Below are 15,530 nucleotides of genomic sequence, written 5' to 3'. Positions count from 1 at the left end.
ACACACCGAAAGCAAGGAGGCGACTTGAATGAGGAAGCAACAATGCGCGGCAGAATATACTGCCCGTCAAAAAAAACGGAAGCTGATTAAAGCAAACTGGGTCCTGTATCTTTTTTTGGTTCCCGCTTTCGTATATTTTGGGATCTTTGCATATGCCCCCATGTATGGGGTGCAGATCGCTTTTAAGAATTTTATCCCGTCCAAAGGAATCTGGGGAAGCGAGTGGGAAGGGCTTACCTATTTCACCATGTTCTTCAGAAGCCCTAAATTCTGGGATTATGTCCGCAACACCGTGTATTTGAGCCTGTATTCCCTGATAGCCGGTTTCCCGGTCCCGATCATTCTTGCCCTGATTCTGAATGACATCAGGAATTCCAAATTAAAGAGGATTTCCCAGACGCTTACATATATGCCCCATTTTATTTCCATAGTAGTTCTTGTGGGAATGATGTCCTCCTTTTTTTCTCCCCAGTCGGGCTTCATCAATACGGCTGTCAAGGCTTTGGGAGGACAACCTGTCTATTTTATGGGAAGCGGGGACTGGTTCCGCCATATGTATGTCTGGTCAGGAGTCTGGCAGGGTGCAGGCTGGGGATCCATTATATATCTGGCCGCGCTCACCGGTGTCAGCCCCGAACTGCATGAATCGGCCATGATCGACGGTGCCAATAAGCTGCAGCGTATCTGGCATATCGACCTGCCCGCCATCATGCCCACCATGGCTATCCTACTGATATTAAACTGCGGCAGTATTATGAGTATCGGTTTTGATAAGGTTTATCTTATGCAAAATGATTTGAACCTGGGAGTGTCGGAGGTTATATCCACCTATACCTACAAGGTGGGGCTTATCCAGCAAAATTACAGTTACTCCGCAGCTATAGGACTTTTTAACAACATAATAAATTTTATTACGCTGGTGACGGTCAACAGAATTACGCGCAGACTTTCCGGTTCCAGTCTCTGGTAAGAAAGAGGGTGTTTTATGAAACGAAAAAGCAATATCAAATCAGGGTGGGCAGACAGGCTGTTTACCGTTATAACAAGGATCTTACTGTTCCTTTTTCTTCTGTTAGTAACCTATCCCGTTTTCTTTGTGGTAATCGCTTCCTTTACGGATCCCGTTTATGTCAATTCGGGTCAAATGCTGCTGTATCCCAAGGGCTTTACTACAATCGGTTATTCCCAGGTTTTCCGGGACATGCGTATCTGGCAAAGCTATGTGAACACCATTCTGTATGCGGCATGCGGTACCTTTTTCGGTCTGGCTGTCAGTGTCCCGGCCGGATATGCCCTCTCCGCCGCCCGCCTGCCCGGTAAAAATGTACTGATGGCTCTTCTGGTATTTACCATGTATTTCGGCGGAGGCCTGATTCCTACTTATCTGGTGGTCAAAGGACTTCATCTGACAAATACACGGCTCCTGCTGATCATCATGGGAAGCGTATCCGTATACAATATTATCCTGATACGTTCCTTTTTTTCCAATATGCTTCCAAGGGAGCTTCAGGATGCAGCATTTATAGACGGCTGCGGAAATGCGGGGTATTTTTTCCGGATCGCCCTGCCGCTGTCAAAAGCGATTATATCGGTTATTGCGCTCTACGTGGCTGTAGCGCACTGGAATTCCTATTTTAATGCTATGATATATGTTACCGACCGGGCGAAACAGCCCCTGCAGCTTTATCTGAGAGAAATTCTGCTTATGTCCCAGAATACCGCCTCGCTGACGGAGATGGATCCCCAGGCGGCCGCCCAGCTTAACCGTATGGTTGAGGTTATCAAATATGGCGTAATTGTGGTTTCCACCATCCCTATCATATGTGTTTATCCATTTTTACAGAAATATTTTGTTAAAGGTATCATGATCGGTTCAATCAAAGGCTGATTTATCAATTTTTATAAGAAAAGGAGGTTTTTTATCATGAAACAGAAATCCGGACCAATTGCTCTGCTAATCGTTTTTACCATGTTCTGCAGTCTTTTAACAGGGTGCGGGGCCGCAAAAACACCGTCCGCCGCCGTTTCCGAAACATCTGAGATAAACGAAGAGGGGGCTGTTGCTACAGGGGATGGAACCCCGGCGGGGGAACGTACGCTTCTTGCGGACGGAAATACTTATTCGGATGGACTTCCCATCGTCAATGAAAAGGTGACTTTCCGCATTGCCCGCGGTAAGAACCCTCTCGATTCCGGCACGGATACCAATGAGAAACCCATAATGAAGCTTATGGAGGAGGCTACAAACATTCATATTGAATGGATAGATATCCCCACGGGCGAAGGGCAGAAGGAACAGCTTAGCATTCTGCTTTCCACCGACATGCCTGACGCATTTTTGGGGATGGTGGATCCGGCTGATATCATGAAGGATTACGCATCCTTTGTTCCTTTGAATGATATGCTGGAGAAATATGCCCCAAATATTAAAGAGACCTATGATAAAACAAACGGAGAAGCCCTAAAAATGCTCACCTATCCCGACGGTAACATATACAGCTTTATGTCCAGTGTTTATACACAGCACAAAAGCTGGACAATCGGCGTACAATTCATTAATAAGGACTGGCTGGACCGGGTGGGTAAGGATATCCCCGCAAATCTGGACGAATATTATGAAGTTCTTAAAGCCTTTAAAGAAATGGACGCAAATGGAAACGGCGATCCGAACGATGAAATCCCTCTGGGATATTGTGAAAACAATTTCCAGGCCCGTCTGCTTCAGTTTATGGGAGCTTTCGGCTTTAACGACAACTACCGCATAAAAGACGGTAAAGTCATTCCTACTGCAAATACACCGGAATACCGGCAATTCCTGGAATATTACCATAGGCTGGCATCGGAAGGACTTCTGGATATCGAGGGGTTTTCACAAACCGATCAGCAGTTTATGTCAAAAGCCAAACAGGGTCTGTACGGTTCCTTCTATGCATGGACGCCCGATACCATCATCGATGATCCGCAGCTCGCCGCCCAGTATGTACAAGTCCTTCCGATGACGGCCCCGGGTCTGGAAGGACAGGAAACGGTATATGGGACAAAAGACCGTTTTATGGGAATTATTAACGGGCTGGTGATAACCTCTGCCTGTAAGAATCCCGAAGCACTGGTACGTTGGTATGATTATATGGCAAGCTCTGTAGAGATGAAACAGACGGCCCGTATCGGAGAAGAAGGGGTGATGTGGGAAGTAAAAGACGGTAAAATATATGAGCTGCAGAATCAGGGACCGGACTTCAATTTCCAGAATTCCTGTTATACTTATGGATTGATGCAGTCATGTCCCGTGCTTCTCTATCCTGATGAAATGGCCTGGGATGATCCGGAGACCTCCCCGCAGAACTATGCCCGTGACGGCTATGTTACAGCGGTGGAAAAATGGATATCGGACGAAGGGCTGATGCCAAGCCGTATTGCTACCGAAGAAGCTACGCTGGCTAAAGCCGCTTATGAGCCGGATCTGCTATCCTATATCAAGAATTTTACCGCAAATGCCATTATGAACGGTGTTACCGATGCTTCCTGGGAACAACATGTGGCGGATTTGGAAAAATACCGCTACAGCGAATGGATTGGGTGGCAGCAGGATTATCTGGACGGCAAATTCTAATCCGGGAATAGAGGATGTTACATGGAAGCCATGGTTTTTCAGGGTAACAGAAAGGGGAATTTACACGTATGAGAAGGCAATCAGACACTTTATTCGACAGCACGCTGCTGAGGTATCTCTTTAGTTTCCTTCTTGTACTGTTGCTGCCCCTCGTCACATTTTTCTTAATTTATAACCGCTATTTTCTTTCGCTTTATCAAAATGAGGTATTCGGGCGCTACCGGAATGAAATAGTCAATCTGGACCGTGAGGTGGTCACACATGTCCAGTGGATGCGCAATATAGCCGGTCAGTTTACGAATCAGCGTACCTTCCGGCAGGAAGACATTATCGGGGATGCGCCCGGATATTCACGTACCATGAATGTATTAAGCAGTATCGTTTCCCCCCAGGATTTTTTTACTACCATCGGATTTTACAGTTCCGATTTTCCCGATACCATATATACGAATAACGGCACCTTCAATATACGATTTTATAAACAATATCTTCTCCCGGACGGAAAAACCATGGATTTAAAAGATCTGATTCCGGAGATTGCGGGGGAACGGTGGTTTACACCCGAACAGCAGCTTATGCCCTCAGGATACCAGGGACTTTCCTATGATTATATCATCCCGGTACCGCATACGCCCGGGGATTATGTTATTTTTTCAATTCCGGCACAAAGTTTCCGGAAACTTGCAGATAACACGGATTTTATGATTCTTGACGGAAGAAGGGAGGTGCTTTACTCCAGTTTAGGATCGGATCCGTATCCGGCGGAGCAGATAGTGGAAGCCTCAGAACCGTTTGTCAGACTTTCCGACGGACGGGTCCTTTTCTTTCGTTCTTCGCCGGAATCAGGGATGTATCTTGTTTTACTTCTTTCGGAAGAAATCATCCTTTCCCCGGTACAGGACGCACAGAAGCTGTTCCTGGTAATATTTTTGCTTTTGGCCGCTGCCGGAGGGTTCCTGGTTTTTGTCATGGCAATGGTCAATTACCGTCCTATTCGCCGTTTGTCGGATTCTGCCAGGCGGCGGGTGTCGGATATCCCCAGGGAACTGCAGGGAACCAGTGCAGTAGGTTACGCGCTGGAAAGCATGGAGAGGCAGACCAGCAGTCTGCGCAGAATGGTCCTTCGGGAAAGAGCCATTTTTCAATTAATATATGGCCGTCTCCGGGAGGAGCCTGCTGTGACGGAATGTCTGCAGCTGGCAGAACTGCCGGCGGAAGAACAAAGCTACTGTACCGTGGTTATCCAGACCATATCCGCTGTGCCCAAGGAAGTGGTAACGGAATCTGTTGAGCATTGTGTGAAAGGACTCTGCCCGGTGTCAGGTATGGAATATATTACGGGCAAATGTTATCTGTTTTTGTTGGGGCATGTGCAAAACAGGGAGAAACTGCGTGCGGCTTTTACGGAAGCGGCTGATCTTATTACTTCGCAGACAGGGCAGGCCATCCGGGTTACGGTGGGAAAAAGCTATTCCAATCCGGGAAAACTGAATCATTCCTTTCGTCAGGCTATTCAGCTACATGAAGGTATGGCGGATGGATCGTATGTCCGTTTTTATGAAGAAGCCGGGCTGGAACAACTGGACTTTGTCTATCCGACTCTCGATCTTCAATCGCTGTATTACGCCTTGATCCAAATCGATCCGGAACGGTACCAGATGATTTCCGATATGCTGGCGGATACGGTGGAAAACGGATCCCTGAAGCCCTTTACTGCGTGTTCCATTTGCTGTGATATCATCAATATCAGCCTGACAGGGATGCGTGAACTTCAGCCCTGTTCCCGGAAGCTGCGGGAACTGTACTCTTCCCTGCGCTGGGAAACGGATCCCGCCTTCCTTCTGGACACTGCCAAAACAATAAGCCGGCAGGCACTGGATTTGCTCGTCCGTCTGGCCGCACCGGAAGAAAATGAAACGGATTCAGCCATGCACATTATCCGTTATATCAATGAAAATTACAGCCGTGAGGACATGAATGTCAGCCATGTTGCGCAGGTATTCGGTCTGTCGGTTTCCAATTTAAGCCATCGTTTTAAATCCCAGACCGGTATGAATATATCTGACTATATCAGTGAAAAACGTTTGGAATACGCGCGGCAGCTTCTTACCGGAACCCGGCTGACCGTAAGCGAAATTGCCGTTAGCCTGGGATACTCCCAGGCCCCCAACTTTATCCGTAAATTTAAGGCACAGACGGGAATGACACCCAGTGAATACCGTTCCGTATATATGCATACGGCTTCCTCCGAAAAGAAAGGACTGCTGACGAATGAACAGAAAACCAAACCTGATACTGATAATGACTGATGAGATGCGCGGTGACTGTTTGGGTTTTGCCGGACATCCTGATGTAAAAACCCCGCATTTGGATACCCTTGCCGCCCAGGGTATCTATTATCCCAATGCGTATACCGCCTGTCCCAGCTGTATACCTGCAAGGGCGGCTCTTCATACGGGTCTGTCCCAGAAAAACCACGGCAGGGTCGGCTACCAGGACGGAATTGATTGGAACTATACCGTAACTATGGCCGGAGAACTGTCGAAAGCGGGCTATTATACGCAGTGTGTGGGAAAAATGCATGTGCATCCCCTGCGGAGTATGATGGGTTTTCAGCATATTGAACTTCATGACGGGAATCTGGGCTTTTATCGTCGTCCGGGAACAGATTATTATGAGGATCAGCGTATTGCCGATGATTATTATCACTGGCTCCACTGCCGGCGGGGGCCGGACTGTGACGTGTCCGATACCGGATTGAACTGTAATTCCTGGGTGGCCCGCCCATGGCCGTATGAGGAGGCTCTTCACCCGACAAACTGGGTGGCCGGCAGGGGGATAGATTTCCTGCGGCGCAGAGACCGGCGGATGCCCTTTTTCCTCATGCTTTCTTTCGTGCGCCCTCATGCACCATATGATGCACCCCCATGGTACTTCGATCTCTATCGTAACAGGACGCTTCGTGCACCGGCAAAGGGAGACTGGGATCCTCAGGATCCGGGAATAGAAGGCCTGACTTATAATTCCCATTTCACACCCTCCGATCCGGAGCTGGAACGGCAGCAGCAGGCCGGCTATTATGCGTGCATTACCCATATTGATCATCAAATAGGCCGTTTCCTGGAGGCTCTTCATGCACAATGTGCAGGAGAAGACAATGTAATCCTTTTTACTTCGGATCACGGAGAACTGCTGGGCGATCACAATCTGGTACGCAAATGCTATCCTTATCAGGGCAGCGTCCGTATCCCTATGCTTGTCCATGGACCGGACCGGCTGCTGCGGGGCAGCCGGTCGGTATGCTCTTCCCTTGTGGAGCTGAGGGATGTTATGCCCACATTTCTCGATCTGGCGGGTGTGGATATCCCCGCGTCTCTGGATGGCAGAAGTATGCTTTCCGGCGGCGGGTGTGAAACCAGGAAGTACCTGCATGGAGAGCATTCGTTCGGACAGGATTCCAATCATTTTATCGTTACCGGAGAGGATAAGTACGTCTGGTTTTCCCAATCGGGACGGGAACAATATTTCGATCTGAAAAAGGATCCGTCGGAGGCGGAAGACCGCATACAGGATCCCTCATGTATGGAACGTATTGCAGCTCTGCGGGCTATTCTGGTCCGGGAACTGGAGGGCAGGGAAGAGGGGTACAGCGACGGACACCGGCTGATAACCGGAAGGCCGTTCCGCGCTGTGCTGTCTAAGGTCTTATCTGAATAAGGAGATAGAGAATATGTTTGCATCGATTACTGGCACGGATAAAGCTTTGCTCTCCTGTGTTAACCGGCTTCCTTCTTTTTTCTGGGAAGAGGGCTGGGCAGAGGGGATACATCTAACTATTTGCCCGATACCGCCGGATCCGGGCGGTGCTGACCTGACGGTGAAAAAAGACGGTGCTGTCTGCCGGATAGAATACCGGCTGCCGGTTCATCTGTTCCGCGGACTGGGACTGCTGAAAGAACATGCCGGTGATAAAAATATAGATACAGGCCAGAAGATGTACATACCGGAAATCGGAATAATGGTGGATGTATCCCGCAACAGTGTTCCGTCGCCGGGGTTTCTTGAGGCACTTCTTGACCGCATGGCTCTCATGGGGCTTAACTGCCTGATCCTGTATATGGAGGATGTTTATGAAATGGAAGGGGAACCCCGTTTCGGTTATATGAGGGGCGGATATACACAGAAGCAGCTGCGCAGTATCGATGACTATGCATCCGGCTACGGGATTCGGATCGTGGCCTCCATCCAGGTATTAGGACATATGGAAAAGGTACTGCGTTTCCCGGAATATGCCGGATTGCGTGACAGCCCCTCCTGTCTGCTGGCAGGGAGTGAGGAGACGGAGCAATTTATCAGCAAAATGTTGTCCGCAGTGGGATCCTGTTTACGAAGCCGGAAGGTCATTGTCGGTATGGATGAAACCCATGGACTGGGAGAAGGACGTTACCGTCTGCTAAACGGCCTGCGTCCCCCCATGGAAATATATCTGGAACACCTGAACCGCGTACATACGCTGGCCCGAAAACAAGGGCTGACGATTGCTTTTTACAGCGACATGCTCTTTACATACGGTTCAGGGAAACATACCTATCTGGATCCGCATATGCTGCTGGAAGAAAAGATCAAGACCCTTATTCCTTCGGATGCACAGCTGATATACTGGGATTATTATTCCAGGGATGCTTCGCTGCTGGACGGTATGCTTGCCTGCCATCAAAATATCGGATCTACAATTTATGCAGGGCCTTTGCTCTCCGTTTCTTCCTTCTGCGTACAATATGAGGCTACCTGGCAGACGGCAGGGCCGGCACTTATGGCTGTTAAGAAACAGGGGATCCCTATGGCGTACGGCTGTCTGTGGCATGATGACGGGGCGGAATGCAGTGACTGGCTGGGACTTCCCGGCATGCAGTTCTACGCAGAGCACGCCTATACGCCGGGAGCGGTGGATCCCGGTGCAATGGATTCCCGTTTCTATGCCTGTACCGGCCTGCATGCCGGATGGTTCCGGGATGCTGCCCTTCTGGATGAAGTCCCCTGTATCAATACGGAAAACCGGTGGCCCCCCAATCCCTGCAAATATCTTTTATGGCAGGATCCTCTGGAAGGGCTTTATGATGCCGATATCCGCGGCCTGGGACTTGATTTGCATTACCGCCGTGCCGCGCAGCGGATGAAGCGCGATCTGGAGGAAGCAGGAGAAAACGGATTTTTTCTTCGTGTCCCTTTGGCGCTGGCTGAAGTGCTGGAAATAAAAAGTGCCCTGAGCGGATCCCTTTCCTGGCATTACCAGGAAAACGACAGAGAGGCTCTGCAGCAGGATGCGGATGCACTGTCAGAGTTAACCGTCCGGGTAAAAACACTCCGCAGGCTGCACAGAGAGCAATGGATGGCAAACGGTTCCGCCTTTGGCTGGTCCCGTCTGGATCTAAGGTACGGCGGACTGCTTGCCAGGCTGGATACCGCGGAAGAACGGCTGCGGAGGTACCTTGAAGGCACTCTTTCCAAAATTCCGGAGCTGGATGTGCCCCGCCATGTTTTGGATCGATGCGGCAGCCTGCTTGGAAACGGTATATGGAAGGTATATGACAAGAGTGTTTCTTTAAGTGATGGCTGAAGGATAAGAATCCTTTCAGGGGCGCAGGTCAGCTTTTTTCCCTCTTTTTTTCCTGTCACAGGCAGGCTGGTATCTTGAATTTTCTTTATGATGCTGCCGGCAGGCGGCACAATCCCCATGACGGACACAGGAATGTTTCCGGCAGGGACAGACGGGGGTACTTTTATCCATAGCTTTAAGCTCCTTTACCGATTCTGTTTTGATTAGATGATAGCATGTACCGGTATTCCGTGTCCAGCCGCACGGGGCGAGGGAAATGCTGGAAATAGAGGAGGTGGTTACTGGTCACGGAATGAACCGTAACGGAGATTAAAGCCTTCTATTATTGGACAGCATCCGTTTCTCTGAAAGAAAAAACGGATGCTGTTTTTATAGCTTGACATAGTGTGTATCACACACTATAATGTAATAAACAATATAGTGCAAGCGAAGAAGGTGAGGATGAACTATGGGAAAAGAAGAGGTTCTGTCCGGTCTGCTGATGGAGCTGCGCCGGGGGACGATTGTGCTGAGTGTCTTAAGCCAGCTGAGCGAACCCAGGTATGGCTACAGCCTGGTGACAATCCTGACGGAATATGGGATGCCGGTGGAAACCAATACACTTTATCCGCTGCTTCGAAGGCTGGAGGGCCAGGGCCTGTTAATCAGCGAATGGAATACGGAAGAGAGCAAACCGCGTAAATATTACTGTATTACCCCGGAGGGGAAGGAAGTGTATGAAAAACTGAAAAAGCAATGGAGACGGACAGTGGAAAGTATGGAACAGCTGCTGTAACAGTTTGAACAGGTCTGTGCATTTCCTGCACAGACCGTAAGGAAACGTTGTGGCAGCAAGCATCCGGCCCGTCGCGCTGCGATTTCAATGGTTGGATGCTTGCTGCCGGATGGAAAAGGAGAGGAAGGTTGACAATGAGTGTACAGGAATTAAAGGAACGATATGTATATGCGGTATCCAGGCTGCTTCCCCATAAGATGCGGTCAGATATCAGCGCGGAGCTGGATACCCTGATTGAAGATATGCTGGAAGAGCGCTGCCGGGACCGGCCGGCGGAGGAAAAGGATCTGCGTGTTATTCTGGCGGAGCTGGGATCCCCCTCCGAGATGGCGAACCACTACAGCCCGGATAAGGACAAATGCCTCATCGGCCCGCCCTACTTCAGCGCCTATAAATATGTGCTGCGGATCGTTTTTTGGGCGGTGGCCGGGGGAATGCTGCTGGCAGGCGGAATTACCATAGTTATGGATAATTGGCAGAAAACAAAGTTTTTCTATGAATATCTCCTGGATGCCGCCGGATGGCTGGGGAGTATGATAATGGGACTGGTATTTGCGTTTGGTTTTGTGACGCTGCTTTTTGCTTTTTTCCAGAGAAAAGGCATAAGCCTGGAGGAAATCAACGGAAGCTGGGAGAATCTTCCCCCTGTGCCGGAAAAACAGGAACGGATCAGCAAAGGAGAGACCATTGCCGGCATATGCCTTTCCATTGCATTCCTGATTGTCTTTCTGGTAATTCCCCGGATTCTCTGTGTGATTGTGGACCAGGGCGGGCAAAAGGTAAGTATTCCCCTCCTGGATACCCGGGTGGTAAGGAGCGTATGGTTCCTGCTGGTGGGAGTGGTGATATTCGGAGTGGGCAGGGATCTGTTCGGCTATTTTGAAGGCAGATATACCAGACGGCTTGCAGTGGTTACCGGCATCGCCGATATACTCGGCTTTATCTGCTTTTTCTTCTTCCTGAACACACCGGGTCTGGTGAACCCGGAACTCATTCCGGCTGTGGGACATTTGTTCCAGGAAAAGGATATCTTTCTTACCAGGCTGATAACCGGATTCCCCGGAGTTTTCCTGCTGGTGATAGCACTCATTATGATACTGGACTTTGGAACGACCCTTTATAAGGCGTTAAAATATGACAGGAACGGCTGCTAAAATTTGATATTGACTTACCTGCCGCACCTGTTTATAATAGCGTTAACAGACTCAGACAAAAGCGATGATGAGGAGGAGCACATGTTCTTCCGGATGGACAGAGAGGAGATGGCTGGTGAAAATCTCCGTGAAGGGAACATGGAAGTAGCCTTTGAGCTTTGGATTGAACGGAAAAGCAACCGGTGACCGTATACCGGCTATGGTTCCAAGTAGACTCCAACGGAGATTCCACCGTTACCAGGGAAAGCGATATCGGAAAACGGAACGGTTTTCCCGTATTGTACAAAGTGCAGAAGTCTCTTCTGAATTCAGGTGGTACCACGGACAATTGTTCGCCCTAAGCATATTTGCTTAGGGCGTTTTTTTTCGGCAGATTTTATCTTTTCCCGTAAAGGGCTGTCGGAAAAGGGCCACCGGCCATACGCTTCCAATCTGGTTTGTAAACAAACGGCTTTGCCGAAAAAAAGGAGGTATCCGGAATGGATAAAAAGTATGATTTCAGAAAGACGGAGAAGGAACTGCAGGAAATGTGGGACAGGGAAGGGATATACCGGTATCGGAACGGACGGGAAAGAAAGGTATTTTCCATTGATACTCCGCCCCCTACGGTAAGCGGAAAGCTTCATATCGGTCATGTATTTTCCTATACCCAGGCGGAAATGATCGCACGTTTCAAGCGGATGAAGGGATACGATGTTTTTTATCCCTTTGGTTTTGATGACAATGGGCTTCCCACGGAACGGCTTGTGGAAAAGGAATTGGGGATCCGGGCCGCGGATATGGCCGGAAGCCTGTTCCGGGAGAAATGTATGGAAACGATAGATGCCTATGAGGCCGACTTCAAGCGGATGTGGCAGAGTCTGGGCTTCAGTGTTGACTGGTCTCTGGAGTACCGGACGGTTTCCGATGATACCCGACGGATATCCCAGCGGGCTTTTCTGGAGCTGGTAAAACAGAAAAAAGCTTACAGAAAGGAATCCCCGGTATTATGGTGTACCCGGTGCCGGACTTCTATCGCCCAGGCGGAGCTGGAGACAAAAGAGCAGGAGACGTTTTTTAACTACCTGGCATTTGAAACCGAAGGGGAAACGCTGCAGATTGCCACCACCAGGCCGGAGCTGCTGTACGGCTGCGTTTGTATTTTTGTAAATCCCCTGGATGAACGGTACCGCCATCTGGAGGGGAAGAAAGCCCGTGTTCCCCTGTATGGTTTTGAAATCCCTATCCTCACCGACGAACAGGCCGGCATGGATAAGGGTACGGGTGCGGTTATGTGCGCAACCTACGGGGATACGGCGGATGCGGCCTGGTGTGAAAAGCATGGTCTTCCTTATAAGAAGGTGATATGTCCTGACGGGACCATCGGACAGGAGGTCCCTCTCATCGGCGGCATGAAGGTTAAGCAGGCCAGGGAGGTTATCCTGGAGGAACTGGAAAAGGACGGGACGCTGCTTCGCAGGGAGGAGCTGACCCATATGGTGGCTGTCCATGAAAGATGCGGGACGGACGTGGAAATTATCCCTTCCAGCCAGTGGTATATTGATGTGCTGTCGGAAAAGGAACGGTTCCTGCAGGCGGCAGAGGAGATCCGCTGGCATCCGGCCCATATGAAAAGCAGATATAGCAGCTGGGTGGAAAATCTGAAATGGGACTGGTGCATTTCCCGTCAGCGGTATTTTGGGGTACCCTTTCCTCTCTGGTACTGCAGGAACTGTAAGGAACCGATTCTGGCAAAGGAGGACCGGCTGCCGGTAAATCCCATGGAGGAAGGGCCGGGAGAAGCCTGTCCCTGCGGCTGTACGGAATTTGTTCCGGAAACGGCGGTTTTGGATACCTGGGCAACCTCTTCCGTTTCCCCCCTGATCAATGCAAAATACAAGGAAACGGATGACAGGAGCGGAGAAATCCTTCCTATGGGTATGCGGCACCAGGCTCATGAAATTATCCGCACCTGGGCTTTTTATACCATTGTGCGCAGCCTGTACCATACCGGCGACATTCCCTGGAAAGATATTATGATAAGCGGATTTGTCCTGGCAAAACCCGGAGAGAAAATCAGCAAGTCCAAGAGCAATGCCGGATCCTCACCCGTGGAGCTGATCGAAACCCATTCCGCGGATGCCATCCGTTATTGGGCTGCCGGGGCCAAGCTGGGGACGGACACCTTTTTTGCCGAAGAGGATATCAGACCCTCCAAGCGTTTTCTCAACAAGCTGTACAATGCTTCCCGCTTTGCTTTCCTGCATCTGGAGGACTACCGGCCGGAAGAAGGGCCGGCTCCCAGGCTCCTGCCTGCGGATCAATGGATTCTGGAACGGATCAAAATGACATTTTCCGAAGCCGGTACGCTTCTGGAGGAATATGAGACAGGACAGGCCAGGAAAAAAATAGATGAGCTGTTCTGGGAGGATTTTTGTGATTATTATATTGAGATTGTTAAGGAAAGGCTTTACCAGCCGGAAAAGCATGGTGCCTGTGAACAGGCGGGGGCACGGTATGCCCTCTATCACAGCCTTCTGGGTATCCTGAAGCTGTATGCTGTCTATGTGCCCCATATCACCGATTATATATACCAGTCCTGCTTCAGGAAATACGAAAAGACGGTATCCGTCCACCAGCTGCTGTGGGAAGAGGGAAAGCCGGATGAAGAGCTGCTGGCCTTCGGAAGCCATGTAAAAGAAGTAATCGCCGGTGTCAGAAAAGAAAAGACGGAAAAGCAGCAGTCCATGAAGGAACCGGTCCCTCAGCTGGTAATCACCTGTCCCGGAAGGCTTATGAAGTATTATAAATTATCCCAAAAGGATATTATGGCATGTACCAGTGCGGAAAAAATCCTGTTACTGGCCACGGAATGAATAGCAATAAAATCAGTTTCCGCAGCTAAATCCGCTTTGCAGTTGCTAAATAAGGGGTATATTATATATAATACACTCAGGCTTTAAAACATTGCCGGCCCGGGAGCGGGCCGGAGCTTAAGGAAACAGGAGGGACGCAGAAAAGATGAACATACAGCTTCCGGAGGATGTCCGTTATATTATACACACCTTGCAGGATGCAGGGCATGAAGCTTTTGCGGTGGGCGGGTGCGTCCGTGATTCCCTTCTATCACGGACCCCGGACGACTGGGATATCACCACCTCGGCCAGGCCGGAGGAGACGAAGGCGTTGTTCCGCCGCACCATTGATACGGGAATCCAGCATGGTACGGTGACGGTCATGCTGCATAAAAAGGGTTATGAGGTCACCACTTACCGGGTGGATGGGGAATATGAGGACGGAAGGCATCCAAAAGAGGTGATTTTTACCGCAAACCTCATTGAAGATCTGAAGAGAAGGGACTTCACCATTAACGCTATGGCCTATAATGAAGAAAGCGGGCTGGTGGATGCTTTTTCCGGAAAACAAGACCTGGAAAAAGGAATTGTGCGCTGCGTGGGGGATGCCGATGAACGATTTACCGAGGATGCCCTGCGGATTATGAGGGCTGTGCGTTTTTCCGCCCAGCTTGGTTTTTCTATAGAAGAAAAGACAAAGGCGGCCATACGGGGCCATGCCGGAAATCTGAAAAAGGTGAGCGCGGAGCGTATCCGGACCGAGCTGACAAAGCTTGTGATCAGTCCTCATCCCGAGAATCTGATCCTTGCATGGGAAACCGGTATTACCGGGGTCATCCTGCCGGAGTTCAACCGGCTTATGCAGACCCCGCAGCGAAATCCCCACCACTGCCGGAATGTAGGGGAGCATACGCTGCTGGCCATGCAGGCTGTCAGGCCGGACAGGGTATTGCGCCTTGTCATGCTTTTCCACGACTTTGGTAAGCCGGACTGCGCTTCCACGGATGAAAACGGGATTGATCATTTCCGCGGACATGGCGCATGGAGCAGCAAAATGGCAGAAGAGATACTGAAACGGCTCCGCTATGACAATGACACCATAGACCGGGTCCGGGAACTGGTATACTGGCACGACATGGAAATCCTGCCGGATAAAAAGGCCGTGCGGCGTGCGGCATCAAAAGTGGGGAAGGAACTGTTCCCCCTGCTGCTGGAGGTGAAACGTGCGGATCTGGCGGCGCAGAGTGACTACCAGCGCATACAGAAGGAAGAATGGCTGCACAGCCTTCAGGATATATATGAACAGATACGGGAAGAAGGGGACTGTCTTGCCCTCAAGGATCTGGCTGTGACCGGCAGGGATCTGATTGCGGCCGGCATGAAACCCGGCCCCCGGCTTGGACAGGCCCTTCAGGATCTGCTTCAGCTTGTCCTGGAGGATCCTTCCCGTAATTCCAAAGAATATTTGCTCTCAAACCTTCCGAAAGAAACATAACTTGAGCTTCCCTCTCATATGATAGGTAATACCTAGCGGCAGAAA

At 50.1% G+C, this 15,530-nt stretch carries 11 protein-coding genes and 1 other annotated feature; of the genes, 10 read left to right on the top strand and 1 reads right to left on the bottom strand.

Annotation, left to right across the window (positions count from 1 at the left end):
* The first annotated feature begins 28 nt into the window (after positions 1–28).
* The 6 genes from DXA36_RS22060 (at position 29) to DXA36_RS22035 (ending at position 9,227) form a co-directional block, all read left to right on the top strand.
* Entirely contained in the window at positions 29–970 is a 942-nt protein-coding gene (locus tag DXA36_RS22060) for an ABC transporter permease (protein ID WP_118681607.1), read from the top strand.
* Positions 971–985: 15 nt separating this feature from the next.
* Positions 986–1,888: a carbohydrate ABC transporter permease gene (locus DXA36_RS22055; protein ID WP_118681606.1), complete on the top strand. Its 903-nt coding sequence runs from the start codon at positions 986–988 to the stop codon at positions 1,886–1,888.
* 36 nt (positions 1,889–1,924) lie between these two features.
* Positions 1,925–3,610 carry an extracellular solute-binding protein gene (locus tag DXA36_RS22050; RefSeq protein WP_118681605.1) on the top strand — a complete coding sequence of 562 codons (1,686 nt, stop codon included), beginning with the start codon at positions 1,925–1,927 and terminating at the stop codon, positions 3,608–3,610.
* 68 nt (positions 3,611–3,678) lie between these two features.
* Positions 3,679–5,919, top strand: coding sequence for a helix-turn-helix domain-containing protein (locus DXA36_RS22045; protein WP_118681604.1), 2,241 nt, complete (start codon positions 3,679–3,681; stop codon positions 5,917–5,919).
* Positions 5,882–7,327, top strand: coding sequence for an arylsulfatase (locus DXA36_RS22040; RefSeq protein WP_118681603.1), 1,446 nt, complete (start codon positions 5,882–5,884; stop codon positions 7,325–7,327). The genes DXA36_RS22045 and DXA36_RS22040 overlap by 38 nt, the downstream gene beginning before the upstream one ends.
* A 13-nt stretch (positions 7,328–7,340) precedes the next feature.
* Positions 7,341–9,227 carry a family 20 glycosylhydrolase gene (locus DXA36_RS22035; RefSeq protein ID WP_118681602.1) on the top strand — a complete coding sequence of 629 codons (1,887 nt, stop codon included), beginning with the start codon at positions 7,341–7,343 and terminating at the stop codon, positions 9,225–9,227.
* A 15-nt stretch (positions 9,228–9,242) separates the two neighbouring features.
* Here the strand turns inward: DXA36_RS22035 and DXA36_RS33090 are convergent, their stop codons facing one another.
* Positions 9,243–9,398, bottom strand: coding sequence for a hypothetical protein (locus DXA36_RS33090; RefSeq protein ID WP_182479210.1), 156 nt, complete (start codon positions 9,396–9,398; stop codon positions 9,243–9,245).
* Between the two features lie 277 nt (positions 9,399–9,675).
* Here DXA36_RS33090 and DXA36_RS22030 point away from each other — a divergent pair, with 277 nt between their 5' ends.
* The 4 genes from DXA36_RS22030 (at position 9,676) to DXA36_RS22015 (ending at position 15,485) form a co-directional block, all read left to right on the top strand.
* Entirely contained in the window at positions 9,676–10,002 is a 327-nt protein-coding gene (locus DXA36_RS22030; RefSeq protein ID WP_118681601.1) for a PadR family transcriptional regulator, read from the top strand.
* A 134-nt stretch (positions 10,003–10,136) separates the two neighbouring features.
* Complete coding sequence (locus DXA36_RS22025) at positions 10,137–11,156, top strand: hypothetical protein (protein ID WP_118681600.1); 1,020 nt, start codon at positions 10,137–10,139, stop codon at positions 11,154–11,156.
* Positions 11,157–11,211: 55 nt separating this feature from the next.
* Positions 11,212–11,499: a binding site (T-box leader), on the top strand.
* Between the two features lie 136 nt (positions 11,500–11,635).
* Entirely contained in the window at positions 11,636–14,011 is a 2,376-nt protein-coding gene (locus tag DXA36_RS22020; protein WP_118681599.1) for a valine--tRNA ligase, read from the top strand.
* Between the two features lie 145 nt (positions 14,012–14,156).
* Positions 14,157–15,485 carry a CCA tRNA nucleotidyltransferase gene (locus DXA36_RS22015; RefSeq protein WP_118681598.1) on the top strand — a complete coding sequence of 443 codons (1,329 nt, stop codon included), beginning with the start codon at positions 14,157–14,159 and terminating at the stop codon, positions 15,483–15,485.
* Positions 15,486–15,530: the final 45 nt, after the last annotated feature.

Origin of the sequence: Eisenbergiella sp. OF01-20 (genome assembly GCF_003478085.1) — a bacterium.
GTDB lineage: Bacteria > Bacillota > Clostridia > Lachnospirales > Lachnospiraceae > Eisenbergiella.
This window is presented reverse-complemented; position numbering and strand designations above follow the sequence as displayed.

Excerpts from the sequence above, each read along its gene's own strand:
- DXA36_RS22060 (WP_118681607.1), top strand. The coding sequence starts at position 29 with ATGAGGAAGCAACAATGCGCGGCAGAATATACTGCCCGTCAAAAAAAA.
- DXA36_RS22055 (WP_118681606.1), top strand. The coding sequence starts at position 986 with ATGAAACGAAAAAGCAATATCAAATCAGGGTGGGCAGACAGGCTGTTT.
- DXA36_RS22050 (WP_118681605.1), top strand. The coding sequence starts at position 1,925 with ATGAAACAGAAATCCGGACCAATTGCTCTGCTAATCGTTTTTACCATG.
- DXA36_RS22045 (WP_118681604.1), top strand. The coding sequence starts at position 3,679 with ATGAGAAGGCAATCAGACACTTTATTCGACAGCACGCTGCTGAGGTAT.
- DXA36_RS22040 (WP_118681603.1), top strand. The coding sequence starts at position 5,882 with ATGAACAGAAAACCAAACCTGATACTGATAATGACTGATGAGATGCGC.
- DXA36_RS22035 (WP_118681602.1), top strand. The coding sequence starts at position 7,341 with ATGTTTGCATCGATTACTGGCACGGATAAAGCTTTGCTCTCCTGTGTT.
- DXA36_RS33090 (WP_182479210.1), bottom strand. The coding sequence starts at position 9,398 with ATGGATAAAAGTACCCCCGTCTGTCCCTGCCGGAAACATTCCTGTGTC.
- DXA36_RS22030 (WP_118681601.1), top strand. The coding sequence starts at position 9,676 with ATGGGAAAAGAAGAGGTTCTGTCCGGTCTGCTGATGGAGCTGCGCCGG.
- DXA36_RS22025 (WP_118681600.1), top strand. The coding sequence starts at position 10,137 with ATGAGTGTACAGGAATTAAAGGAACGATATGTATATGCGGTATCCAGG.
- DXA36_RS22020 (WP_118681599.1), top strand. The coding sequence starts at position 11,636 with ATGGATAAAAAGTATGATTTCAGAAAGACGGAGAAGGAACTGCAGGAA.
- DXA36_RS22015 (WP_118681598.1), top strand. The coding sequence starts at position 14,157 with ATGAACATACAGCTTCCGGAGGATGTCCGTTATATTATACACACCTTG.